The organism is Ruegeria sp. O6, assembly GCF_056535045.1.
The window spans coordinates 57,331-78,356 of sequence record NZ_JBQERM010000003.1 but is presented as its reverse complement, the minus strand read 5'-3'; the positions used below and the strand labels follow the sequence as shown (position 1 = coordinate 78,356).

General features: G+C 58.9%; 23 protein-coding genes. 12 read left to right on the top strand and 11 right to left on the bottom strand.

From position 1 onward, the window contains the following. The first annotated feature begins 97 nt into the window (after nucleotides 1-97). From ACR0DY_RS05670 to ACR0DY_RS05660, 3 genes are all read left to right on the top strand, one after another. Entirely contained in the window at nucleotides 98-1,756 is a 1,659-nt protein-coding gene (locus ACR0DY_RS05670) for an NAD+ synthase (RefSeq protein WP_480483248.1), read from the top strand. A 308-nt stretch (nucleotides 1,757-2,064) separates the two neighbouring features. Further along, complete coding sequence (locus tag ACR0DY_RS05665; RefSeq protein WP_245220582.1) at nucleotides 2,065-2,289, top strand: hypothetical protein; 225 nt, start codon at nucleotides 2,065-2,067, stop codon at nucleotides 2,287-2,289. A 136-nt stretch (nucleotides 2,290-2,425) separates the two neighbouring features. After that, a complete protein-coding gene (locus ACR0DY_RS05660; protein ID WP_480483250.1) occupies nucleotides 2,426-3,757 on the top strand; it encodes an NAD(P)/FAD-dependent oxidoreductase in 1,332 nt (443 codons plus the stop codon). 4 nt (nucleotides 3,758-3,761) lie between these two features. Here ACR0DY_RS05660 and ACR0DY_RS05655 read toward each other — a convergent pair whose 3' ends face one another. Continuing rightward, nucleotides 3,762-4,694, bottom strand: coding sequence for an MBL fold metallo-hydrolase (locus ACR0DY_RS05655; RefSeq protein ID WP_480483251.1), 933 nt, complete (start codon nucleotides 4,692-4,694; stop codon nucleotides 3,762-3,764). A 116-nt stretch (nucleotides 4,695-4,810) separates the two neighbouring features. On the opposite strand from ACR0DY_RS05655, the gene ACR0DY_RS05650 reads away from it, so the two are divergent. Continuing rightward, nucleotides 4,811-5,245 (top strand): DUF1801 domain-containing protein, encoded by a 435-nt coding sequence (locus ACR0DY_RS05650; protein WP_480483253.1) that lies wholly within the window; start codon nucleotides 4,811-4,813, stop codon nucleotides 5,243-5,245. A 75-nt stretch (nucleotides 5,246-5,320) separates the two neighbouring features. Then, nucleotides 5,321-6,646 (top strand): glutamate--tRNA ligase, encoded by a 1,326-nt coding sequence (gene gltX, locus ACR0DY_RS05645; protein ID WP_480558878.1) that lies wholly within the window; start codon nucleotides 5,321-5,323, stop codon nucleotides 6,644-6,646. Nucleotides 6,647-6,693: 47 nt separating this feature from the next. Here the strand turns inward: gltX and ACR0DY_RS05640 are convergent, their stop codons facing one another. After that, nucleotides 6,694-7,263, bottom strand: coding sequence for a gamma-glutamylcyclotransferase family protein (locus tag ACR0DY_RS05640; protein WP_480897931.1), 570 nt, complete (start codon nucleotides 7,261-7,263; stop codon nucleotides 6,694-6,696). Between the two features lie 93 nt (nucleotides 7,264-7,356). Between ACR0DY_RS05640 and ACR0DY_RS05635 the strand changes: the two genes are divergently transcribed. Next, nucleotides 7,357-7,803 carry an RrF2 family transcriptional regulator gene (locus ACR0DY_RS05635; protein WP_209598591.1) on the top strand — a complete coding sequence of 149 codons (447 nt, stop codon included), beginning with the start codon at nucleotides 7,357-7,359 and terminating at the stop codon, nucleotides 7,801-7,803. Between the two features lie 2 nt (nucleotides 7,804-7,805). On the opposite strand, the gene ACR0DY_RS05630 is transcribed toward ACR0DY_RS05635, so the two are convergent. Both ACR0DY_RS05630 and ACR0DY_RS05625 read right to left on the bottom strand, forming a co-directional pair. Continuing rightward, nucleotides 7,806-10,334: an ABC transporter permease gene (locus ACR0DY_RS05630; protein ID WP_480897929.1), complete on the bottom strand. Its 2,529-nt coding sequence runs from the start codon at nucleotides 10,332-10,334 to the stop codon at nucleotides 7,806-7,808. Continuing rightward, complete coding sequence (locus tag ACR0DY_RS05625; protein WP_480483261.1) at nucleotides 10,331-11,026, bottom strand: ABC transporter ATP-binding protein; 696 nt, start codon at nucleotides 11,024-11,026, stop codon at nucleotides 10,331-10,333. The genes ACR0DY_RS05630 and ACR0DY_RS05625 overlap by 4 nt, the downstream gene beginning before the upstream one ends. Nucleotides 11,027-11,091: 65 nt before the next feature. Here ACR0DY_RS05625 and ACR0DY_RS05620 point away from each other — a divergent pair, with 65 nt between their 5' ends. After that, nucleotides 11,092-11,718 carry an arylesterase gene (locus tag ACR0DY_RS05620; protein ID WP_480483262.1) on the top strand — a complete coding sequence of 209 codons (627 nt, stop codon included), beginning with the start codon at nucleotides 11,092-11,094 and terminating at the stop codon, nucleotides 11,716-11,718. Between the two features lie 18 nt (nucleotides 11,719-11,736). On the opposite strand, the gene ACR0DY_RS05615 is transcribed toward ACR0DY_RS05620, so the two are convergent. Then, nucleotides 11,737-12,291 carry a L,D-transpeptidase gene (locus tag ACR0DY_RS05615; protein WP_209506382.1) on the bottom strand — a complete coding sequence of 185 codons (555 nt, stop codon included), beginning with the start codon at nucleotides 12,289-12,291 and terminating at the stop codon, nucleotides 11,737-11,739. Between the two features lie 168 nt (nucleotides 12,292-12,459). Beyond that, on the bottom strand, nucleotides 12,460-12,666 hold the full coding sequence (locus ACR0DY_RS05610; RefSeq protein ID WP_209506380.1) for a cold-shock protein: 207 nt from the start codon (nucleotides 12,664-12,666) through the stop codon (nucleotides 12,460-12,462). A 532-nt stretch (nucleotides 12,667-13,198) separates the two neighbouring features. Between ACR0DY_RS05610 and ACR0DY_RS05605 the strand changes: the two genes are divergently transcribed. Beyond that, entirely contained in the window at nucleotides 13,199-13,636 is a 438-nt protein-coding gene (locus ACR0DY_RS05605; protein WP_480545930.1) for a hypothetical protein, read from the top strand. A 136-nt stretch (nucleotides 13,637-13,772) separates the two neighbouring features. Continuing rightward, nucleotides 13,773-14,177, top strand: coding sequence for an REP-associated tyrosine transposase (locus ACR0DY_RS05600; RefSeq protein ID WP_480897927.1), 405 nt, complete (start codon nucleotides 13,773-13,775; stop codon nucleotides 14,175-14,177). 88 nt (nucleotides 14,178-14,265) lie between these two features. On the opposite strand, the gene ACR0DY_RS05595 is transcribed toward ACR0DY_RS05600, so the two are convergent. The 3 genes from ACR0DY_RS05595 to ettA form a co-directional block, all read right to left on the bottom strand. Next, a complete protein-coding gene (locus ACR0DY_RS05595) occupies nucleotides 14,266-14,709 on the bottom strand; it encodes a hypothetical protein (RefSeq protein ID WP_480554173.1) in 444 nt (147 codons plus the stop codon). Between the two features lie 109 nt (nucleotides 14,710-14,818). Next, a complete protein-coding gene (locus ACR0DY_RS05590; RefSeq protein ID WP_480545936.1) occupies nucleotides 14,819-15,358 on the bottom strand; it encodes a hypothetical protein in 540 nt (179 codons plus the stop codon). A 52-nt stretch (nucleotides 15,359-15,410) separates the two neighbouring features. Beyond that, nucleotides 15,411-17,078 (bottom strand): energy-dependent translational throttle protein EttA, encoded by a 1,668-nt coding sequence (ettA, locus tag ACR0DY_RS05585; RefSeq protein ID WP_010442471.1) that lies wholly within the window; start codon nucleotides 17,076-17,078, stop codon nucleotides 15,411-15,413. A 140-nt stretch (nucleotides 17,079-17,218) separates the two neighbouring features. Between ettA and ACR0DY_RS05580 the strand changes: the two genes are divergently transcribed. The 3 genes from ACR0DY_RS05580 (at nucleotide 17,219) to dacB (ending at nucleotide 19,884) form a co-directional block, all read left to right on the top strand. Further along, nucleotides 17,219-17,686, top strand: a complete 468-nt coding sequence (locus ACR0DY_RS05580; RefSeq protein WP_480483269.1) for an MOSC domain-containing protein — start codon at nucleotides 17,219-17,221, stop codon at nucleotides 17,684-17,686. A gap of 32 nt (nucleotides 17,687-17,718) precedes the next feature. Then, on the top strand, nucleotides 17,719-18,339 hold the full coding sequence (locus ACR0DY_RS05575; RefSeq protein WP_480483271.1) for a nicotinate-nucleotide adenylyltransferase: 621 nt from the start codon (nucleotides 17,719-17,721) through the stop codon (nucleotides 18,337-18,339). Between the two features lie 66 nt (nucleotides 18,340-18,405). After that, nucleotides 18,406-19,884, top strand: a complete 1,479-nt coding sequence (dacB, locus tag ACR0DY_RS05570) for a D-alanyl-D-alanine carboxypeptidase/D-alanyl-D-alanine endopeptidase (RefSeq protein WP_480483273.1) — start codon at nucleotides 18,406-18,408, stop codon at nucleotides 19,882-19,884. A gap of 26 nt (nucleotides 19,885-19,910) precedes the next feature. Here dacB and ACR0DY_RS05565 read toward each other — a convergent pair whose 3' ends face one another. Further along, entirely contained in the window at nucleotides 19,911-20,333 is a 423-nt protein-coding gene (locus ACR0DY_RS05565) for a tellurite resistance TerB family protein (protein WP_209598583.1), read from the bottom strand. A 118-nt stretch (nucleotides 20,334-20,451) separates the two neighbouring features. Beyond that, nucleotides 20,452-20,937, bottom strand: a complete 486-nt coding sequence (locus ACR0DY_RS05560) for a hypothetical protein (RefSeq protein ID WP_480483275.1) — start codon at nucleotides 20,935-20,937, stop codon at nucleotides 20,452-20,454. Between the last annotated feature and the right edge of the window lie 89 nt (nucleotides 20,938-21,026).

Below are 21,026 nucleotides of genomic sequence, written 5' to 3'. Positions count from 1 at the left end.
ACCGTTGCGGGCAGAGCAACGGCTTTTGCCGCATTGGTCTTTTACTCGCGCGGTGATCTGCTAAATGGCAATAGGACTTACGAGGCAAGAGGGCAGCATGGCCGACCGTTTCCGCATCACTCTGGCGCAACTGAACCCGACCGTTGGCGATATCGAAGGCAACGCGGCCAAGGCCGTTGCGGCATGGGAGCAAGGCAAGGCAGCGGGCGCGGATCTGGTGGCCTTCCCCGAGATGTTCATCACCGGCTACAACACGCAGGATCTGGTTCTCAAACCGGTATTCCACCGCGCAGCCATGGCTGCGGTCGAAGCGCTGGCCGCAAAATGCGCTGAAGGTCCTGCAATCGCCATTGGTGGTCCCTGGGTCGACGATGGAAAGCTGTACAACGCCTACCTGATCCTGAAGGGTGGCCGGATCACCAGCAAGGTTCTGAAGCACCACTTGCCGAATGAGACGGTGTTCGACGAAGTGCGCTTGTATGATGCGGGTCCATTGGGTGGGCCGTATTCGGTAGGGAATTTCCGGATTGGCAGCCCGATCTGCGAAGACAGCTGGCACCCGGACGTGGCAGAAACGCTGGAGGAAACCGGGGCCGAGTTTTTGTTGATCCCCAACGGGTCGCCTTATTTCCGGGATAAATACGATGTGCGACTGAACCATATGGTCGCGCGCGTGGTCGAAACCGGCTTGCCGCTGATCTACTTGAATATGGTTGGCGGGCAGGATGATCAGGTCTTTGACGGTGCCAGCTTTGGCCTGAACCCGGGCGGGGAACTGGCGTTCCGGATGCCTGTTTTTGACGAACTGCTCTCGCAAGTCGATCTTGAGCGCGGCGAAGACGGCTGGCGGATCGCATCAGGTGAAATCGTGCCTCAACCGGATGAGTGGGAGCAGGATTATCGCGCAATGGTGCAGTCCCTTCGCGACTATATGGGAAAAACCGGTTTCAAGAAGGCGCTGCTGGGCTTGTCCGGCGGGGTCGATTCCGCGCTGGTTGCGACCATTGCGGTCGATGCCATCGGGGCCGAAAATGTCCGCTGCGTGATGCTGCCGTCGGAATACACCAGCCAGGCCTCGCTTGACGATGCCGAGGCGGTCGCCAAAGCGCTGGGCGTGCATTATGACTACGTGCCGATCTCGGACAGCCGCGCAGCCGTCACCAGCACTTTGGCACCGCTGTTTGCAGGGCTGGATGAAGGGTTGACCGAAGAAAACATTCAATCCCGCCTGCGCGGGTTGCTGTTGATGGCGATCTCGAACAAGTTCGGCGAAATGCTGTTGACCACCGGCAACAAATCCGAGGTCGCCGTGGGCTATGCCACGATCTATGGCGACATGAACGGCGGCTATAATCCAATCAAGGATCTGTACAAGACCCGTGTGTTCGAAACCTGCCGCTGGCGCAATGCCAATCACCGAGACTGGATGATGGGCCCTGCAGGCGAAGTGATCCGTCCCTCTGTCATCGACAAACCGCCCAGTGCGGAACTGCGCGAAGATCAGAAAGACAGCGACAGCCTGCCGGATTACCCGGTGCTGGACGGAATACTTGAGATCCTGGTCGATCAGGACGGATCGATCGCGGATTGCGTCGCCGCCGGGTACAACGAAGCAGATGCGCAGCGGGTCGAACATCTGGTCTATATCAGCGAGTATAAACGGTTTCAGTCCGCCCCCGGTACGCGCCTGAGCAACCGCGCGTTCTGGCTGGACCGGCGGTATCCGATTGTGAATCGCTGGCGTGATCGCCCCTGATTGCCGCAATTCGTGCGCTGACTTGGAAACAGTAAAGTTTCCCTCCCTTTGATTGTTTTCCGATTTCTCGTTATGGGCCTGCCACGGGCGCGAAAACCGGCCTCTGACTTGTCGCAGTGACAACTTTCTGCCACATTTTAGCTTGAAAATTGCCCTATGTGGGGCGGGTGCGACGCAATTCTCAAAGTCGCGAGTTGATTTTGATGAAGTGTGACGCATCCGGGGTTGGATGTCTGAGTAAATGGTTTGGTTTTGACATGTATGAGGAATATCAAGGATCGCATCATGCTCTTTTGAAACGGCGGACGATGGAATCTCCGCCGCAGGAGCTGGATGAGGAAAAGCTGGAAGCGGCGATTGCCGGTGTCCTGAATGAACAGCGGCTGTCCGACGAACAGGCAGCGGCGTCGCTTCGGGCTGAGTTTCCAAGCTTGTTGCCGCAGAAGGACGTAACCGCGCAGACCGTGCAAAAAGACACCGGATTGACCGCGAAGCTGCGTCAGAAATGGGCGGAACTGTCCGGCGCAGCGTGATGTGCTGAGGATTTTCGTTGCCATTGGCGTCTGGGCCACAGGCGTAAAAATAGTGCCGACGTTGTGACAATTCGTGTTGCCAAACTTCTGGGTCTTGGTCCCCATACGGGTTCAGGCGACAGAGTATTGCGTATTTATGACGGCACCAAAACCGAACCCCGTAGAATCCGATCTTGCCCTTCCCAAATCTGTTGATGTTGTCGTTGTTGGCGGCGGCATAATCGGCGTTTCAACCGCGCTGGAACTGGCTGAACGCGGCGCTTCCGTCCTTTTGTGCGAAAAGGGGCAGATTGCAGCTGAACAAAGCTCGCGCAATTGGGGGTGGGTGCGTTTGGGCATGCGTGACCCCCGCGAAATTCCCCTGATGCAAGAGGCGTTGCGGATCTGGCAGACCCTTGATGCCCGCCTGGATGGCAATACCGGCTATGCGCAATCCGGCATTCTTTTCGGCGCGTCCGGCAAGCGGGGAGAAGTCAACCTGAAGCGTTGGATGTGCCATGTGGAAGGATTGCAGACCGGGGCAAAAATGGTGTCGGGACGCGAGTTGGCAGAGTTGTTGCACGGGCACGAAACCGGCCTGACATCTGCTCTGTACATGCCGCAGGACGGGCGGGCTGAACCGCAATGGGCCGCCCCGGCCATTGCCGAAGCCGCACGTCGTCTAGGTGCTGTGATCATGACAGGCTGCGCTGTGCGAAGTGTGGACATTCAGGATGGGCGTATTGCTGGTGTATTCACCGAACGCGGCAAGGTCGCCTGCGGGCGCGTGGTTTTGGCGGGGGGTGCGTGGTCGCGTCTGTTTGCGGGTAATGCAGGTATCAACCTGCCGCAGCTTAAGGTTCTGAACACAGTTCTGCGGACCTCTCCGGTGAAAGATGGGCCCGAAACTGCGCTATGGTCGGATGATTTTGCGATCCGAAAGCGCGCAGATGGCGGGCACACCATCGCGTCGGGACATCAGAACACGGTCGATATCGTGCCAGACAGTTTCCGGCTGGGGTTGCAGTTTCGTTTTGCCTTTGCGCAGGAATGGAAATCCCTGCGTTTTCGCTGGTCAAAACAGTGGGCTATCGAGGCCCGTCAGAACAGAAAATGGTTGCCGACCGACGTGACCCCGTTCGAGCTGTGCCGGGTTTTGGATCCTGAACCTTCGCAGAAGTTTTTGCGACAAGCCTGGGCCAGTGCACGAAAAGGGTTCCCTGCCTTGCAGGACAGTGAAATCGTCCAAAGTTGGGCGGGTATGATTGATGTTACCCCCGACGCCATTCCCGTAATCTCGGGCGTGGATGACATGCCGGGTATGTATATCGCCACGGGCTTTTCCGGCCACGGCTTTGGCATCGGGCCCGGCGCCGGCCGCCTGACGGCTGACCTTGTCACTGATTCAACCCCTTGTGTGGATCCGACCGCGTTCCGCCTGTCTCGGTTCACCGACGGCTCAAAGGTGCGACCGGATCCGGGTTACTAGGGGCTTAGCCCATCATCTGATAGCTGACCGGAACAAAGCGGAAGCCCTCGCCTCGTGTCTCGACAAAGCCCGCGGCAGGGAAGGGCATGTGATAGCCGACCATCGGCACCTTGTCGGCTGCCAGCATGCCAAGAACATTACGGCGCGCGGCTGTCGCGGCGGCCTTGTCCATGTCAAACCGAACCTCCCATTCCGGATGGGCAAAGGACCACACGTAATGGTTGGCCAAATCCGCTGTCAGCAGAAGGCGCTGTCCGTTGCTCTCCAGATGATAGACCGTATGGCCCGGAGTATGGCCGTGGGCCGCAACCGCAGTTATGCCCGACGCCACTTGCTCTCCATCACCGATAAAGCTCATCTTCTCGGCCAGCGGCGTGACTTTTGCGGCCACAAGATCACCGACATTGTTTCCGGCCTCTTGCGCGGACCAGAAATCGTATTCCGTTGCCGAGGTCACATAGCGTGCGTTGGAAAAGGTCGGTGCGCCATCCGTTGTCATGCCGCCAATATGGTCTGGATGCATATGGGTCAGCACGACGACGTCAATCTGATCCGGGCTGACACCTGCATCGGCCAAAGCGGCTTGAATGCCACCCTGCCCAAGACCGGTGTCGAACAACACCAGTTCCGATCCGGTGTTGACCAGTGAGGGGGTAAAGAAGAACTGGGCAGTGTCGGCGGGAATAAAGTTCTCTGCCGAAACCTTTGCAAAGTCTTCATCAGACGCGCCGCCGCCAAAGATATCCTTGGCGCCGTCGCGCGGCAGGCTGCCATCCAGCAGGGTCGTGACGGTAAAGTCGCCGACCTTGAAAGATTTGGCGATGGTCGAATTGGCCTTGGCGTCAGAGCCTGCGGCCAAAACCGGCGCTGCTGCTGTGGCAAATGGCAAGGCGGCAGCAGTTCCCAAGGCGGCACGGCGCGTAAGTTTGATCGTCATTATCGTTCTCCCTGTCAGAACACCTTTAGAAAAACTAGAACGGTGTGAGATTCTGACCAGATGTTACGACATCCACGTAGGGTGCATGGATGAACAATACGTGTTTATTTTTGTTCATGTCGCGATCGCAGAACAAAACCGTTCCAACGGATCAAAGTGTAGAAGATTTCCTTAATTCGGTCCAATCAGAACGTCGGGCCGAGGAGGCGCGCGCTCTGGATGAACTGTTTCGGGCCACCACCGGGTTTGATCCGGTCATGTGGGGTCCGTCGATGATAGGGTATGGCCGTTATCACTATCGCTACGCCTCGGGCCGAGAGGGCGAATTTCTGGCAACCGGATTTTCCCCGCGCAAGTCGGCGCTGGTGATTTATATCATGCCGGGTTACGCGGATTTTGGCGGCATTCTTGCCCGGTTGGGCAAGCACAAGCTGGGAAAGTCCTGCCTGTATGTGAACACGCTGGCGGATATCGACATGCAGGTTCTGTCGGAACTCATCCGCGCCGGGTTGGACGACCTTGGCAGGATATGGCCCGTGGAACCGCGTTGAATCACCTGAGGGATCAAGCGGCGGCTGGACAAAAACGCGCCCATGTGACAAGAGCCGCGCCAACAGGAGACACCCATGACAACCACCCGTTTCGCCCCGTCGCCCACCGGTTACATCCATGTGGGCAACCTGCGCACCGCCCTGATGAACTATCTGATCGCCCGCAAGGCGGGCGGTACGTTCATCCTGCGCATCGATGACACCGACCCCGAACGCTCGAAAGAGGAATATGTCGATGCCATCAAACAGGATCTTGAATGGCTGGGTTTGCACTGGGATCGTGTCGAGCGTCAATCCGAGCGTTTGGACCGCTACGCCGAAGCGGCTGACAAGTTGCGCGCGATGGGGCGGTTCTATGAAGCGTTTGAGACGCCGACCGAGCTGGACCTGAAGCGCAAGAAACAGCTGAACATGGGCAAGCCGCCGGTTTATGACCGCGCCGCGCTGAACCTGTCGGATGCCGAGAAGGATGCCTTGCGCGCGGAACGTGGCAACGGTGTCTGGCGTTTCAAGCTGGATCACGAACGGATCGAGTGGACCGACGGAATTCTGGGCGACATTTCGATCGATGCGGCCTCGGTCTCTGATCCGGTGCTGATCCGTGGTGATGGACAGGTACTTTATACGATTGCGTCGGTGGTGGATGACACCGAAATGGGCGTGACTGATGTCGTGCGCGGCTCGGACCACGTGACAAACACTGCGACCCAGATTCAGATCATCAAGGCACTGGGTGGGGATTGCCCGCGCTTTGCGCATCACTCGCTGCTGACCGGCCCGCAGGGCGAAGCACTGTCGAAACGCCTTGGTACGCTGGCCCTGCGCGATCTGCGTGAACAGGGTGTGCAGCCGATGGCACTGCTGAGCCTGATGGCGCGTCTGGGTTCGTCCGATCCGGTCGAGCTGCGCTCGGATATGGCCGAGTTGATCGACGGCTTTGACGTGAGCCGGTTTGGTGCCGCGCCGACCAAGTTCGACGTGCAGGACCTGTTCCCGCTGACCGCCAAATACCTGCAATCTCTGCCGCTGGCGAATGTGGCCGGTGCTGTCGCGGATGCCGGAGTGCCAGCCGAACTGGCTGAACCGTTCTGGGCCATGGCGCGGGAAAACATCACTACTTTGGCCGACCTCAAAAGGTGGTGGGATCTGTGCCGCGATGGTGCTGAGCCGTTGGTTGCGGATGAAGATCGCGAATTCATCGCTCAGGCCATGTCGCTGCTGCCCGAAGGCCCGTTTGATGGCGACACCTGGGGGGCCTGGACCAATGCCGTGAAAGAGGCGACAGGCCGCAAGGGGAAAGGTCTGTTCATGCCGCTGCGCAAGGCGTTGACCGGTGCAGAGCGTGGCCCGGAAATGGCTGCGTTGCTGCCATTGCTGCAGGTGATCCGCGCGCGCGGGTAAACCGCTACTATTCCAGCATAAAGGGTCGTGCCCAAGCGTGGCCCTTTTTATTCCGGCTGTTCAATCCGGGCCGACAAACTGGTCAGGCGGTCATCGACAAAATCACGCTCAGCAGGTTTGAGTTGCTGGTGGCGCGGATAGCGCGGCTCGGCGCGATCATTCAAGATCGGGGCGTTCCAGCCGGTTGTCGTCTCAAAGAAACGATCCGCTCCGTCTTCTCCGAACGCCCGCAAGTAACCCTGAACAACAACATCGATGTAGCTGAGTAGCAGGGGGTGGTGGTTGCTGGGCTCGTTATGCCGATCCTGTGGGACGGCGTAGACCGCAATTTCAACTTCATGTGTCAGTGGATGTGAAATCGAATGCGTCGCAGGAATTCGGTCGTACGCCCATTCCCGTTCATCCAGTGCGGCCCAGTCGTTCCTTGGGACATGCGCGATCATTCCCTCAATTTCAGACTCCGGGTCCGGGACAGCTGTCAGGAACGCGACCGGACGCAGATCGGTATGACGCCATGCGCGTTTCCAACCCTTCAGCTTTGCCGGGCGGGGGTCGGGGAAATCATGTGTGGCGAGGTTCACAAGGCTTCCATAGCCAAAGAAATAGGGGTCGGCCATGCGAGAGGTGTCCTTTGGGTCGATTGATGTATGTCAAACCGCTTTTTTCCGCGACATGCAATAAGGCTTCATCTTTTATTCAGGGAGGCCCTCATGCGGATTACCAAACGGACGAATATCGCTGTGCGCCTGTTGATGTATTGCGCCGCACACCCGGACCGGCTGGTCACCAAAGCCGAGATCGCCGAAGTCTGCAACATCTCGGAAAACCATCTGGCTCAGGTGATCAACCAGTTAAGCCAGTTGAATTACCTGAGCACTCAGCGCGGCCGCAACGGCGGTATGTCGTTGGCGCGCCCGGCAAGCCAAATCCGGATCGGCGCGGTGTTTCGGCATGTCGAAGGGGCCTTGCCCATCGCCGAGTGTTTTGCGGATGCGGATAACACCTGTCCTTTGACCGATGCCTGTAGGCTGCGGCTGGCATTACAGGATGCGGCGGAAGTTTTTTATGCGTCTCTGGACGAAGTGTCGTTGGATGCGCTGGTTTGTGACAACGACCCGTTGCTGAAGCTGTTGCAGCCCGTGGCCTGCATACGCTGATCTTAGTCGCTGGCCCGCAAAATGCGGGCTGGCCGGGCAGAGAGAGGGCGCAGTGCGAAGGCAAATCCTGCGCAGAGCGTGACGCCGACACCGGCCAGAACAATGCCAATGGCCGAAGACCAGATCACGGTAAAACCTGTGTCGAAGATATAGGTGGCCACAGCCCAGCCGCCCAGGATGCCAACCAGCAAGGCGACCCAACCCGCCGCGGCACCCAGCAGGACCGAGCGCAGTCCAAAACTGCGCAGGATGCGGCCACGGTCAGCCCCCAGCGTCTTGAGGATTGCCGCCTCGTATCTGCGAGCGGGTTCACCGGCGGCTGCCGCACCGATCAGAACCAGAAATCCGGTCAACAAAGACACGCCCGCGCCATACGAGGTAGCAGCGGCGATCCCTGCCAATAGGCCCGAAACACGGTCAATGGCGTCGCGCACACGGATGGCCGTGATGTTGGGGAACTGGCCCGCAAGATCTCGCAGAATAGCGGCCTCGGCCTGTTCTTCTGCATATACCGTCGCAATAAAGCTATGTGGTGCGCCCGCCAGCGCCGACGGGTTCATCGACATGACAAAACCCATACCCGCTGTGGAAAAATCCACCTCTCGGGTTGAGGTCAGCTCTGCGGTGATATCCCGCCCCAGGATGTTGACAGTTATCTGATCGCCGAGTTTCAGACCCATCTCTTCGGCTTCTTCGGCTGCAAAGCTGATCTGTGGTGCGCCAGAATAATCCTCGGCCCACCATTCCCCCGCTGTCACCCGTGCATTTGCCGGGGGTCGGGCTGAATAGGTGACGCCGCGATCTCCCTCCAGTACCCAATGATCTCCGGCTGCCTCGCGCGCGGGGCGGCCGTTTATCTGAGTGATGATCCCTCGCAGCATTGGTGCGCTTTCAATGCGGCTGACAGCAGGATCGGTTTGCAGCCGTTCGGTAAAACCGGGCATCTGGTCTTTTTGAATATCGACAAAGAAGTATGAAGGCGCCACTTCCGGCAGATTGCCGGAGATCGCATTGCGCAGCGTTCCGTCAATCTGCCCAACCGCCGCCAGCACTGACAAACCCAGGCCAAGCGACAAAACCACCGACCCCGCGCCTTCACGCGGATCAGAGATGGCGGACAAGGCCCATCGCAGGGCAGGGCGGCCCCGCGCCAAAGGTGTTCCGGCCCGTGCCAGTTTGCGAATGGCATAGGCTGCGAGCGCCAGCAGGATCAGTGCGCCCGCAAGTCCGCCACTGGTCCACAGGGTTAGGCGAGTAGAGCCGCTGAACCAGGACGCAATCACGATCAGGGAGGCCAATCCAAACCCGGTTGCCACGACGTAAGTTGCGCGTGGGATGGGACGAGCCGCACTCAGCGCATCGCGAAACAGAGTTGCGGCGCGCACATCTTCGGTTCTGGCCAGCGGCCAGAGCGTGAACAGAAATGCTGTCAGCAGGCCATAAAGTGCGGCCTCGATCAGCGGTTGCGGATACAGAGAAAACACTGCTGGAACCGGCAATCGGTTTTCCAGCAGCGGCGCCAGCAAAAGCGGAGCCATCCCGCCCAGTAGCAGTCCAATTACAATGCCAGTCAGGGACAGCACCCCGATCTGAATCATGTAAGTTTGAAAAATGGTGGAGCGATCCGCGCCCAATGTCCGCAATGTCGCAATGGTTTCCGTTTTCTGGCTCAGATAGGCCCGTACGGCGGCGGACACACCGATGCCACCGACGGCAAGCCCCGACAACCCGACAAGGACCAGAAAGGCACTCAGGCGGTTGACGAATTCCGATATGCCCGGCGCGCCGTTACGCGCGTCGCTCCAGCGCATCCCCGAGCCTTCAAGCGCCGCGCTGGCACGTGCGGACACCTCCGACAGGTTCGCGTTTTGGGGCAAGGTCAGCCGGTACCTGGTCGAAAAAAGCGTTCCGGGTTCCAGCAGGCCAGATGCCTGCAACGCTTGGGTACGCACCATTGTACGTGGCCCCAAGGCAAAACCAGCCGCGGCGCTGTCGGGTTCATTCCGAAGTGCGGCCATCAGAATGAACTCTTGCGTGCCTAGCGCGAAGTGATCACCGACCGACAAACCAAGCCGGTCGATCAGAACGGGTTCCATAACGGCACCGGGTAATCCGGCCCTGCCATTCAGGGCGTCGCTCAGCGTGATATCCGGCTCCAGCTTAACCGATCCGACCAGCGGGTAAGCCTTATCCACAGATTTGACCTGGGTCAGCGCACGTTCCGGCCCGGTGTCGCGGGGTACAACCGCCATCGAGCGGAAATCGACAATCTCGGACACCTGCTCGGATGCCTGTTGCATCCAGAGGCGCTCGGCCTCAGTGGCAAAACGATAAGTGAACTCAAGCTCGGCATCGCCGCCCAGCAGGGATGCCCCTTCGCGGGTCAGCCCGGTCTGAATCGCATGACGCACCGATCCGACGGCTGCGATGGCTGCGACGCCCAAGGCCAGACAAGCCAGAAAGATGCGAAACCCGCGCAGGCCCCCGCGCAGCTCTCGACGGGCCAGCCGCGCGGCGAGCCGAAGGCTCATTCTGCGGCCTCCTGCCGGGTCTCGTCGGCAATCCTGCCGTCGCGCAGCCGGATCACACGGTCACATCGTTCAGCCAGCGAACGGCTGTGCGTTACAAGAACCAGCGTCGCATCATATTTGCGCCGAAGCCCGAACAGCAGATCGACAATCGCGGCACCGTTTGTTTCGTCCAGATTCCCGGTCGGTTCATCCGCCAGCAAGATCTTGGGGCGTGGTGCCGATGCGCGCGCCAGGGCAACTCGTTGCTGCTCGCCACCCGACAACTGTGCTGGGTAATGATCGCGGCGATGCGATAACCCCACGGCATTCAGTTCAGTTTCGGCCCGGTGAAACGCATCTTTGTGCCCTGCCAGTTCCAGCGGTGTCGCCACGTTTTCCAACGCGGTCATCGTTGGGATCAGGTGGAAATTCTGAAACACCACGCCCATGTTGTCGCGCCGAAACCGCGCCAGGGCGTCCTCGTCCATGCTTGTCAAATTCTGATCCAAGGCCAAGATTTGACCGCTTGTTGCCTGTTCCAACCCACCCATCAGCATCAACAGCGACGATTTTCCCGACCCCGATGGCCCGATCAGCCCCAGCGTTTCCCCCCTGTTCACGGTCAACGTAATGTCATGCAAAATAACGACCCGCCCGGCATTGCCATCCAGCGATAAAGCGGCATTCTGAAGAGCGAGAACAGCAGGCGTCATGGGTCTTCCCGATAAAGGAGCGGTTTTTGGGATATGGAGTGATCACCGTATTGCGCAAGGTTTTGATGGCAAGTCCATTTGTTTTCTGCGGTTTTGCGGCCACAGCCGAACAGGTGGCGATTGCAGCCCTTGGGGATTCGCTGACGCAAGGCTACGGGCTGGTGGAGGAGAACGGGTTTGTTCCCCAGCTTGACCGTTGGTTGCAGGCGCAGGGCGCAGATGTCCGGGTTATCAACGCCGGTGTCTCGGGCGATACAACGGCGGGTGGTGCCGCACGGGTGCAATGGACCCTGACACCGGATGTGGACGGAATGATCGTTGCCTTAGGCGGGAATGACGTGTTGCGCGGGATCGATCCTGCTGTTTCGCAAGCCAATCTGCGCAAGATCCTTGAGGTTGCACGCGATGCGAAGGTTCCTGTCTTGTTGATCGGAATGCAGGCGCCGGGCAACTACGGTGCTGAATACAAGCGGGCATTCGATGGCATGTACCCTGCGCTGGCGCAGGAGTTTGAAGTCCTGTTTTTCAGCAGTTTCTTCGAGGGGCTTGCAGCGGAGGGCGACCCCGCGGCCGTATCGCACTTCATGCAATCGGACGGCATTCATCCAAATGCGGCAGGGGTGGCGAAGATCGTCGACGCAATGGGTCCGTCCGTGCTGCAACTCGTGACGCAGGCGGGCGGGGAAGGTTAGCCATCCCCGTGATAGCGATCAGACGACCGTAACAACCGTTCCGATGGGGACCCGGTTATACAGATCGATGACATGTTCATTCAGCATCCGAATACACCCGTTTGACACCGCCCTGCCTATGGTTTGTGGCTGTGTCGTGCCGTGGATTCGGAAATAGGTATCGACACCGTTCTGGAACAAATACATCGCGCGCGCGCCGAGAGGGTTATCCCCACCTCCCGGCTGGACATAGTCATTGTCCTTGAATTTTGCGTAGGCCACCGGATCGCGTTGGATCATCTCTTGGGTCGGGCGCCAGGTCGGCCATTCCTTCTTCACATCGATGGTAGCGGTGCCGGTGAATTCCAGACCTGCCTTGCCGACGCCGCAGCCATAGCGGATCGCTTTGCGTGGTTCGGTGACATAGTAAAGATAGAATGAACGGGGGGCGACCAGCAGCTGCCCGGGCAGAAACTGCTTTTTGATGCGCACGAATTGCGGTGTCGGATCATACTCGACCGCTTTCTTTGCACTGGCGATGCCTGGCAGCAGCGTGGCCGCTGTTCCGGCCAGAAAAACTCGGCGTGTAAACATCGAAACCCTCATCAATTGACCAATGAAACCTAAGAGCCAGTTTCATCATGATATGTTATTTGGTCAATTCTGGGGCAAGCATCACGCATCCGTGATGTGATCAAACAGCCACCGAAACGGCAGCGGTTGAACAAAAGGATGAGGGGTTTCCCTCATCCTTTCAATAGCTTATGCAAGCTGGATGTTGTCGGCGCTTTCGCGGCCGTCACGACCCGAACGCAGTTCGTACGTGACTTTCTGGTTGTCGGCCAGACCGGTCAGGCCCGAGCGTTCGACGGACGAGATGTGGACGAAGATGTCCTTGCCGCCATCTTCGGGCGCGATAAAGCCGTAGCCTTTGGTGGTGTTGAACCATTTTACGGTGCCTGCTGGCATATCCGTGTCTCCTGTTTGGTGCTGCCCACGGAGTTGCGGCAGCCTGGCGTCGTAGGTCTGGATCGATAGACTGAGCGCCGTAGAAGGAGACAGTAGGTCGAAATAGAAAAACGTTAGCACCTTGCATATGGCATTGAGGTAAGCCTGTGGCAAGAGTGGTTTGTACGGATTGTACAGGGGCCAGAGGGCAGAAAGCCCAATATGTACAAGAATCCGCTGATGGGTTTCAGGCTGATTTGGCGGTGTTTGACAGCGTCCCGAGCGCTCTGACCACCCTGTCTGTTGATACGCGCGACGGCGGTGAAAAACCCGGACCCACACTTTCCCGGTCAGCCATGCGGAGCGGTCACCACGGGCCACGCCTGCGCGGGAGAGTGACACTTTTTCGTTGTAGGCACGTGTTCAGAACCAGTGTTGTTCTGACCCATTGAGCGGGGGGTCTTCTCACAACTGACGGTTATTATTCATTAATCACTATGTTTGGAAAATCTGCGATCCGGTGCTATACTTTCAGGCAGCCGTGGGGGCGGATATGAAAGTTGTCTGTACGATAACCTTGTTGTGCTGGGCCGGAGCCGCGCAGGCCCTGACTGTTCCATATGGGACAGAGGGTTCGAAGCCGGGCGCGCGTGAAGGCGGGTTCAAATTCGACAACATGTTCGAAGTTGAACACGAGTTGAAGACACCTGTCTTTGCGAAGGAGAAGCCGCGCCGTAATGAAAGACGTCGTCGTCTTGTCGAGCTTGGTGGACCCAAGCATTTGCCCGAGATACTGACTGAACGGACAGAGGTCGTGGAGGAATCCGGGCCCGAGTTCTGTGAGCTGTGGTGCAATGAGCCCGGGTCCGAAGAAACGCCGGTGGACGTGAACGTCTCGGCCGTGCCGCTTCCGGCCAGTTGGCTGCTGCTGCTTGGGGCGCTGACAGGGCTGTTCGGCGTCGGGCGGCTGCGTGGCAACCGGTTCGGATAAGCGCTGCACCTGCAATCATCCTTGAATGCTGTGATATGGGACACCGAAGGTTGGCGGACCACCCGACCTGCGGCAGTGGCCTGCAAAGGCGTGTGTGTTAACCACTTGGTAGTCATACCTGCGCCACCTTGCGCGCATGAGTGATTATCGCCGCGTCCGCATTCCCGGAGTCAGATATTTCTTTACGGTGTCGCTGGCCGACCGGTCATCGGACCTGTTGACCCGCGAGGTGACGCATCTGCGCGCGGCTTTTGCCGAAGCGCAGCGGGAGCGTCCGTTTTGGTGTGATGCGTTTGTGGTGTTGCCCGATCATCTGCACGCGGTGTGGACCTTGCCGCCGGGGGATGCGGATTATTCCACGCGGTGGGGTGCGATCAAGGCGCGGTTCACCATGGATGTGAACAAGACAAACCGTAGGCCGGGCTTCAGCCCGGCACCCGAGCTCGCGCATCTACCTGTTGTGACCTCTGGCAGATATGCCGGGCTGAAGCCCGGCCTGCGGGCAAGGGGTGATGGGTGCAAGCACCCATCCTACGCTTGATCCAAAGTGCGTTCTGGTTTGACTCTGAGAAACCCTTCCAAAGGCTTGCCTTCCAGTTGCCTGACCAACTTCCGTTTTCTGACACTCCTCAATCTAGTTCCAGTTTGTCTCGGCACGCTGTTTTCATTGACCACCCACCGTCGAATGGTTCACCTTCGAAACGAATTGCGGTACCCGCCCAGTCTATGTTGATTCCACCGAACTCAGCTTTGGCGCAATGGTTTGCTGTTAGTATATTCGCGAGCAAGTGAACCACTGGCTCTGGAAGCTCTTCTACCCCAATGGTTAATGAGAAAATTTGTTTAGACGGAGGCGAGCCGAAGATTGCACCAAAGCGCTTCCCGAGTACGTCACCCCAATACAAATTCGGATCGTCCCCGTCGAGCTCGCTGTTATTAATAGTCAGGGATTCGAACACCGCAGTCGCGTCGACTTGCCCGTCGGGAAGTGCTGGAACGAGAATTGTTTCGGCTTGTCCCGACGATCCAAGAATGGCTGAGATGAACACTGTCGCAATTATCTTTGAGAACAAAGAAAAACTCCTGATTTTGCGTTTCTTTCGCCTGTGGGTGTTTCGAGTGGTGCCGGGCTGAAGCCCGGCCTACCAGTTGGCGTGAAGGGAGCGAGCACTCAACCTACGCTTACTTGTTTTCTAGGTATTCCCCACATGTGTCTCCAATTCTGCGATGGTTCGCATTTAGATTTCCTTGGCGATAAAAATCCTCAACCAAGCCCGCTGCAAAGCACGAAATAAATGCACCCTTTTGAGCCTGCTCTATCGAAAACCCGTCTTCTACCAACTTGTTTTGCAATCTTGAAACGGACACAATGTAAACGTCAGAATTTAACGTATCGCCATAGACACGGCTTGGTATTTCATAAAAATGTGCATCAAACATCGACAAAACAGTTTGGAATGAAGTGTAGAGTTTTGCCGGAACAAAATCGATATCTTCTCGATTTTCTATGAAAACGACAATCACATCAGACTTTTCTGGATCCACCCATTTGTCTGTGAAATCGAATTTTCCCTGCTCGCTATCGTGCTTATGCAAGAAATGAATGAAATCCGCTGGCGCGGCAAAGGTAGTAACCTTCTTTGGAGTCTCAGCCAATGCATTACCTGCACCGCAAACCAGGAAAGCAGAAATCTGGACACAACGCGCCGCAAGTCTAATCATTAACAAGACATCTCCATCTCTGCTTTTTCAGCCATACGGTCCCCATCCAGTCTCACCGCGCAAACTTCTTATGCTTCAACCGCTTTGGCTCCAGCGCGTCCGGCCCCAACCGCCGCTTCTTATCCTCTTCGTAGTCCTCGAAGTTGCCCTCGAACCATTCCACATGGGCATCGCCCTCGAACGCCAGAATATGCGTGCAAATCCGGTCGAGGAAGAAGCGGTCGTGTGAGATGACGACGGCGCAGCCAGCGAAATCGACCAGCGCGTCCTCCAGCGCACGCAGGGTTTCGACGTCGAGGTCGTTTGTGGGTTCGTCAAGCAGCAGGACGTTGCCGCCCTCTTTCAACAGGCGGGCCATGTGGACGCGGTTGCGCTCACCGCCTGACAGCAGCGAGACCTTTTTCTGCTGGTCGCCGCCCTTGAAGTTGAAGGACGAGCAATAGGCGCGGGAATTGACCTGCGCGTCGCCCAGCTGGATGATCTCGGCGCCGCCGGTGATCGCCTCCCACACGGTGTCGTTGTCTTTCAGGTCGTCGCGGGACTGGTCGACATAAGACAGCTCGACCGTGTCGCCCAGCGTGATGGTGCCGCTGTCGGGCTGTTCCTGACCGGTGAGCATCTTGAAGAGCGTCGATTTACCGGCACCGTTGGGGCCGATGACGCCGACGATGCCGCCGGGGGGCAGGGCGAAGTCCAGCCCTTCGATCAGTTGCTTGTCGCCCATATGTTTCGACAGGCCCTCGACCTCGATCACCTTGCCGCCAAGGCGCTGGCCGTTGGGGATGACGATCTGCGCGCGGGTCAGCTTTTCGCGCTCGGACTGTTCGGCCAGCTCGTTATAGGCGTTGATCCGGGCCTTGGATTTGGCCTGACGGGCCTTCTGGCCCTGACGCATCCATTCCAATTCGCGTTGCAGGGTCTTCTGCTTGGACTTGTCCTCGCGGGCTTCCTGCTCCAGCCGTTTGGCCTTTTGTTCCAGCCATGCGGAGTAGTTGCCCTCGTACGGAATGCCGCGACCCCGGTCGAGTTCGAGGATCCAGCCGGTGATGTCATCGAGGAAATAACGGTCGTGGGTGACGATCAGGATGGTGCCCTTGTAGTCGATCAGGTGCTGTTGCAGCCATGCGATGGTTTCGGCGTCCAGGTGGTTGGTCGGTTCGTCCAAAAGCAGCATGTCGGGCGCTTCGAGCAGCAGCTTGCAGAGCGCCACGCGGCGTTTCTCACCCCCCGAGAGGTTGGCGATGTTGGCATCGTCCGGCGGGCAGCGCAGCGCCTCCATGCTGACGTCGATCTGGCTGTCGAGGTCCCAGAGGTTTTCCGCGTCGATCGCGTCCTGCAGGGTGGTCATTTCCTCCATCAGCTCGTCCGAGTAATTCTCGGCGATCTCCATGGCGATCTCGTTGAAGCGGTCAACTTTGGCCTTTTTCGCCGCGACGCCCAGCATCACGTTTTCGCGGACGGTGAGCGATTCATCCAATTGCGGTTCCTGCGGCAGGTAACCGACCTTGGCACCCTCGGCCGCCCAAGCCTCGCCAGTGAAGTCGGTGTCGAGGCCGGCCATGATCTTCATCAGCGTCGATTTACCGGCGCCGTTGACGCCGACAACACCGATTTTCACGCCGGGCAGAAAGCTGAGGTGGATGTTTTCAAAGCACTTCTTGCCACCGGGATAGGTCTTGGAGACACCCTGCATGTGGTAGACATATTGATAGGCGGCCATGTCGCGTCCTCTGGGTCGGGAAATTGGGTTGAAACGCTGGATATCCGAGCGGGGCGGGCGGGGCAAGCTGGTGGTTTTGTGAATTTCGTCCCGTATCTGCATGGGCTAGGTTTGCCGGGCTGTATGAGGGGCATGAAGTAGTGGAACTGGCGGAACTGATATCAGGCTGGGCGCAGCCAGGACGTGTCGAATGGATAGGCGTCCGGCCCGAGCGGCGGGTTGGGGTGGAGGTGGTGAGGGAGGCGGTGGTCTCGGCCGATGGGCTGGAAGGCGACCGGGGCCGTGCGGGCAAGCGGGCGGTTTCTTTGATCCAGCAGGAGCATCTGGCGGCGATTGGGTCTTATCTGGGGCAGGGACCCGTGGCCCCGGAAACCCTGCGGCGCAATCTGGTGGTTTCGGGGATCAATCTTGCCGCGCTCAAGGGGCGCGAGGTGCAGGTGGGTGAGGCCGTTTTGCGCTTTACCGTGATCTGTGCGCCGTGCAGCCGGATGGAAGAGGCGCTGGGCAAGGGCGGCTATTCTGCCGTGCGGGGGCATGGGGGATGGTGCGCCGAAGTTGTCAGGCCGGGGCGGGTTGCGCTGGGCGACGCCGTGCAACCGATTGATTGACAACGCGGCCCGGTTCTGAACATCAGCAGGGTATGGAGCGATACGACATCCCATACGCGCGGCCCGGGCAGGTCGTTGGGCTGTTCGGCGGGTCATTCGATCCGCCGCATCGGGGCCATGTGCATGTAACGCGTGAGGCGATGAAGGCCTTTGGGCTGGATCGGGTGTGGTGGCTGGTGTCACCCGGCAATCCGTTGAAAGAGCGGGGGCCTGCGCCGATTGCGCGGCGGATGGCGGCGGCGCGTCAGGTGATGCAGCATCCGAAGGTGGATGTGACGGATATCGAGGCGCTGGTCGGCACGCGGGCGACGGCGGACACTCTGACAGCGCTCAGACGGCTTTACCCGCAGGTGCGGTTTGTCTGGCTGATGGGCGCGGATAATCTGGCGCAGTTTCATCGCTGGAAAGACTGGCGGCTGATCATGGACACTGTGCCGGTGGGCGTGGTGGCGCGGCCGGGCGAGCGGATCTCGGCCCGGATGTCGCCTGCGGCGCGGGTTTATGCGAAGTACCGGATCGACGGGCAGGCGCGGCATCTTCTGGGGCAGGCACAGGCCCCGGCGTGGTGTTTCGTGAACGTGCCGATGATCGATGTCAGTTCGACCGATCTTCGGACGCGCGGGGAATGGGGCGCGGAAGTGTTGCCGGAATAGCCCCAACGGGCGCATAATCTAACACAGTGGTTGTGTGCTTTTGATCTGTGGGATTTTAATTCGGCTATGGCTGGTCGTTTTTCACGTCGATTGTTTCTGGGGGGATTAGGGGCGTCCCTGATCCCGGCAGCGGGCCTTGCGCAGGCACCGCTTGTATCGCTGAGGCCGCAGGCGCGTGGGGTCATATTAAGCGGTGCCGAGCGATTGGTGGCCGCAGCAGGCCTGAAAGGCGAAGTTGTGTTTGCGGTTGCGGATGTGGCGACCGGGGCGCAACTGGAAGTGTTTGGCGAGGGCGCAAGTCTGCCCCCGGCCAGCGTTGGAAAGGCAATGACCGCGCTTTATGCGCTGGATGTTCTGGGGCCGGAACACCGGTTCGAGACCCGCCTGGTGGCGGATGGCCGGATCGAGAACGGCGTTCTGCACGGCGATTTGATTCTGGTTGGGGGCGGCGACCCGCTGCTGGATACGGATGCGCTGGCCGCGATGGCGGCCAATTTGCGCGAGGCCGGGATTATCGAAGTGCGCGGCGCGTTCAAGGTTTATGACGGGGCGTTGCCTTATGTGTTCAGCATCGATCCCGAACAGCCGGATCATGTGGGCTATAGCCCGGCTGTCAGCGGCATTTCCCTGAACTTCAATCGTGTCCATTTTGAATGGAAACGCGCAGGCAATGGCTATGACATAACCATGGATGCCCGCAGCGCGCGTTATGTGCCTGCGGTGGATGTCTCGGCCATGCGGGTCGAGGATCGCAGCCTGCCGATCTATACCTATCAGGCAAGCGCGCGGCAGGATCGCTGGACCGTGGCCAAGGGCGCGTTGGGCAATGGCGGGGCCCGCTGGTTGCCGGTGCGCAAGCCCGCTTTGTACGCGGGTGATGTGTTTCGCACCTTGGCGCGGTCGAACGGGATCGTTTTGAAGCGTGTTCAGGTGACACACCAGAGCGTGCGGGGTGTTGATCTTGTGGTGCATCGCAGCGACAGTTTGGACCATGTCCTGCGCGGGATGCTGAAATACTCGACCAACCTGACGGCCGAGATGGTCGGGCTGGCCGCGACCAGGGCGCGCGGTGTTGACCCGCACACCCTGGCGGAATCGGCAGCCGAGATGAACCGGTGGGCCGCCAGTCGTTTCGGCGTGACCGGGATCGCCATGGTCGATCATTCGGGCCTGAGCGATGCCTCTCGCATGGTACCGGCGGATTTGGTTGCGGCCCTTGTTGCAACGCAGAAGTCGGGGATGTTGCGGCCCCTGATGAAACCTTTTGCACTGACCGACCGGAACGGGCGGCCCGTCAAGAACCACCCGATCAAGGTTGATGCCAAGACCGGAACATTGAACTTTGTATCCGGGTTGGGCGGTTTCCTGACAACTGCGGACGGGGTCGATCTGGCATTCGCGATATTCACCGCCGACGTGGATCATCGCGCCACGATCCCACGCGCGCAGCGTGAACGCCCGGATGGTGCACGCAGCTGGAACAGCAGATCACGGAAATTGCAGCGCGCCTTGCTGGAGCGCTGGGGGGCACTTTACGGAAGCTGAAACCTGAAACCGGCCTGAAGCAGGCGTCAGACAGTATGGCGCGCCCGGGCCCCGCGCTCGATCGCGGCCGCGTGCAGGCGGTCGATGTCCAGCTCGTACCGGATTTCTTCCAGCAGGCGCAGTTCGGATTCGGCCAGCGTTCCGTCAGCGGCAGCGACGTCACAGGCCAGGGCATAGGCGGTTTCGTTCAGGCGTTCGGGCAGGTTGTCCCGGATCAGGCCGAACAGCGCATCCAGCCCGTCTTCCTGTTCGAACAGGTCAAACACGACCTGCGACACGTGGCGCATCCGGTCGATGTCGTACCCGGCGAAAACCGGCAACATGTTCACGGCGACCTCGATCTTGACCAGCTCGGCGGTTCGGATGGTTTCGTCGGAGGCCGAGATCGCAACCATGATCGCCACAAGGCAATCCTGTGGGGACATCGGGTGGGGAACTTGCTCGGTCATTCGGGGCATCCTGCTTGGGTGTTTCTGATCGCGCACGATATGAGGGGGGGCGGTGAGGTTCAACACCTAGCTCGTGATTTGAGGCGGAAAAGCAGGTTCTGGGGGTTAGGAATTCTGTTTAACCCCGGTCGGGCATAACCCGGAGGTGCCGGAGCATGGTTTTCTCTGAAGCATTTTTGTGGTCAATCCGTGCGAGATAGTTCTGTGCCCGCTCAACCGGGTCATATCTGTACTGGTCGGGGCCAAGAAACTTGCGTGCATTCAGATCTGCGGTACTCAGAAGGTCGAAATTCACCAGTTCCAGCCAGCAATTCCACCCTTCATCATATTCGCCGGCCCAATTGTTCGTGTAATACCTGACAAGCCGGTTCCGGATCGTATACCCGTGGCAATCGAACGCGAGCAAGCCATTGGTGACGTAGATGTGGCTTCCGGCAAACCCTTCGGCAGGGACAATTCTTTCTGCATAAAAACCGGGCAGGGGCGACATCTTCAGATAGACGCCAGCGAGTATGTGGCAGGCGCCATTGCCGAAGAATATACGGTCCGGAAGCGCCCACCTGCGCTCGGGGTCTTTCTTAACACCGGGTTTCATTCTGTACATGAGTTGCTTTCGCGCCTGGACGTGGAGGAAGAAGGGTCGTGTGCCTATTGGGAAAACTGACAGTCCTTGCGGGGTGGCGCCAGTGATCT

Bases quoted from the DNA above. Each gene is read 5' to 3' on its own strand.
- ACR0DY_RS05650 (WP_480483253.1), top strand. From the start codon at position 4,811: ATGTCGCGATCGCAGAACAAAACCGTTCCAACGGATCAAAGTGTAGAA.
- ACR0DY_RS05670 (WP_480483248.1), top strand. From the start codon at position 98: ATGGCCGACCGTTTCCGCATCACTCTGGCGCAACTGAACCCGACCGTT.
- ACR0DY_RS05605 (WP_480545930.1), top strand. From the start codon at position 13,199: ATGAAAGTTGTCTGTACGATAACCTTGTTGTGCTGGGCCGGAGCCGCG.
- ACR0DY_RS05565 (WP_209598583.1), bottom strand. From the start codon at position 20,333: ATGACCGAGCAAGTTCCCCACCCGATGTCCCCACAGGATTGCCTTGTG.
- ACR0DY_RS05635 (WP_209598591.1), top strand. From the start codon at position 7,357: ATGCGGATTACCAAACGGACGAATATCGCTGTGCGCCTGTTGATGTAT.
- ACR0DY_RS05600 (WP_480897927.1), top strand. From the start codon at position 13,773: ATGAGTGATTATCGCCGCGTCCGCATTCCCGGAGTCAGATATTTCTTT.
- ACR0DY_RS05625 (WP_480483261.1), bottom strand. From the start codon at position 11,026: ATGACGCCTGCTGTTCTCGCTCTTCAGAATGCCGCTTTATCGCTGGAT.
- ACR0DY_RS05560 (WP_480483275.1), bottom strand. From the start codon at position 20,937: ATGTACAGAATGAAACCCGGTGTTAAGAAAGACCCCGAGCGCAGGTGG.
- ACR0DY_RS05610 (WP_209506380.1), bottom strand. From the start codon at position 12,666: ATGCCAGCAGGCACCGTAAAATGGTTCAACACCACCAAAGGCTACGGC.
- ACR0DY_RS05630 (WP_480897929.1), bottom strand. From the start codon at position 10,334: ATGAGCCTTCGGCTCGCCGCGCGGCTGGCCCGTCGAGAGCTGCGCGGG.
- dacB (WP_480483273.1), top strand. From the start codon at position 18,406: ATGGCTGGTCGTTTTTCACGTCGATTGTTTCTGGGGGGATTAGGGGCG.
- ettA (WP_010442471.1), bottom strand. From the start codon at position 17,078: ATGGCCGCCTATCAATATGTCTACCACATGCAGGGTGTCTCCAAGACC.
- ACR0DY_RS05615 (WP_209506382.1), bottom strand. From the start codon at position 12,291: ATGTTTACACGCCGAGTTTTTCTGGCCGGAACAGCGGCCACGCTGCTG.
- ACR0DY_RS05590 (WP_480545936.1), bottom strand. From the start codon at position 15,358: ATGATTAGACTTGCGGCGCGTTGTGTCCAGATTTCTGCTTTCCTGGTT.
- gltX (WP_480558878.1), top strand. From the start codon at position 5,321: ATGACAACCACCCGTTTCGCCCCGTCGCCCACCGGTTACATCCATGTG.
- ACR0DY_RS05640 (WP_480897931.1), bottom strand. From the start codon at position 7,263: ATGGCCGACCCCTATTTCTTTGGCTATGGAAGCCTTGTGAACCTCGCC.
- ACR0DY_RS05665 (WP_245220582.1), top strand. From the start codon at position 2,065: ATGGAATCTCCGCCGCAGGAGCTGGATGAGGAAAAGCTGGAAGCGGCG.
- ACR0DY_RS05575 (WP_480483271.1), top strand. From the start codon at position 17,719: ATGGAGCGATACGACATCCCATACGCGCGGCCCGGGCAGGTCGTTGGG.
- ACR0DY_RS05655 (WP_480483251.1), bottom strand. From the start codon at position 4,694: ATGACGATCAAACTTACGCGCCGTGCCGCCTTGGGAACTGCTGCCGCC.
- ACR0DY_RS05660 (WP_480483250.1), top strand. From the start codon at position 2,426: ATGACGGCACCAAAACCGAACCCCGTAGAATCCGATCTTGCCCTTCCC.
- ACR0DY_RS05620 (WP_480483262.1), top strand. From the start codon at position 11,092: ATGGCAAGTCCATTTGTTTTCTGCGGTTTTGCGGCCACAGCCGAACAG.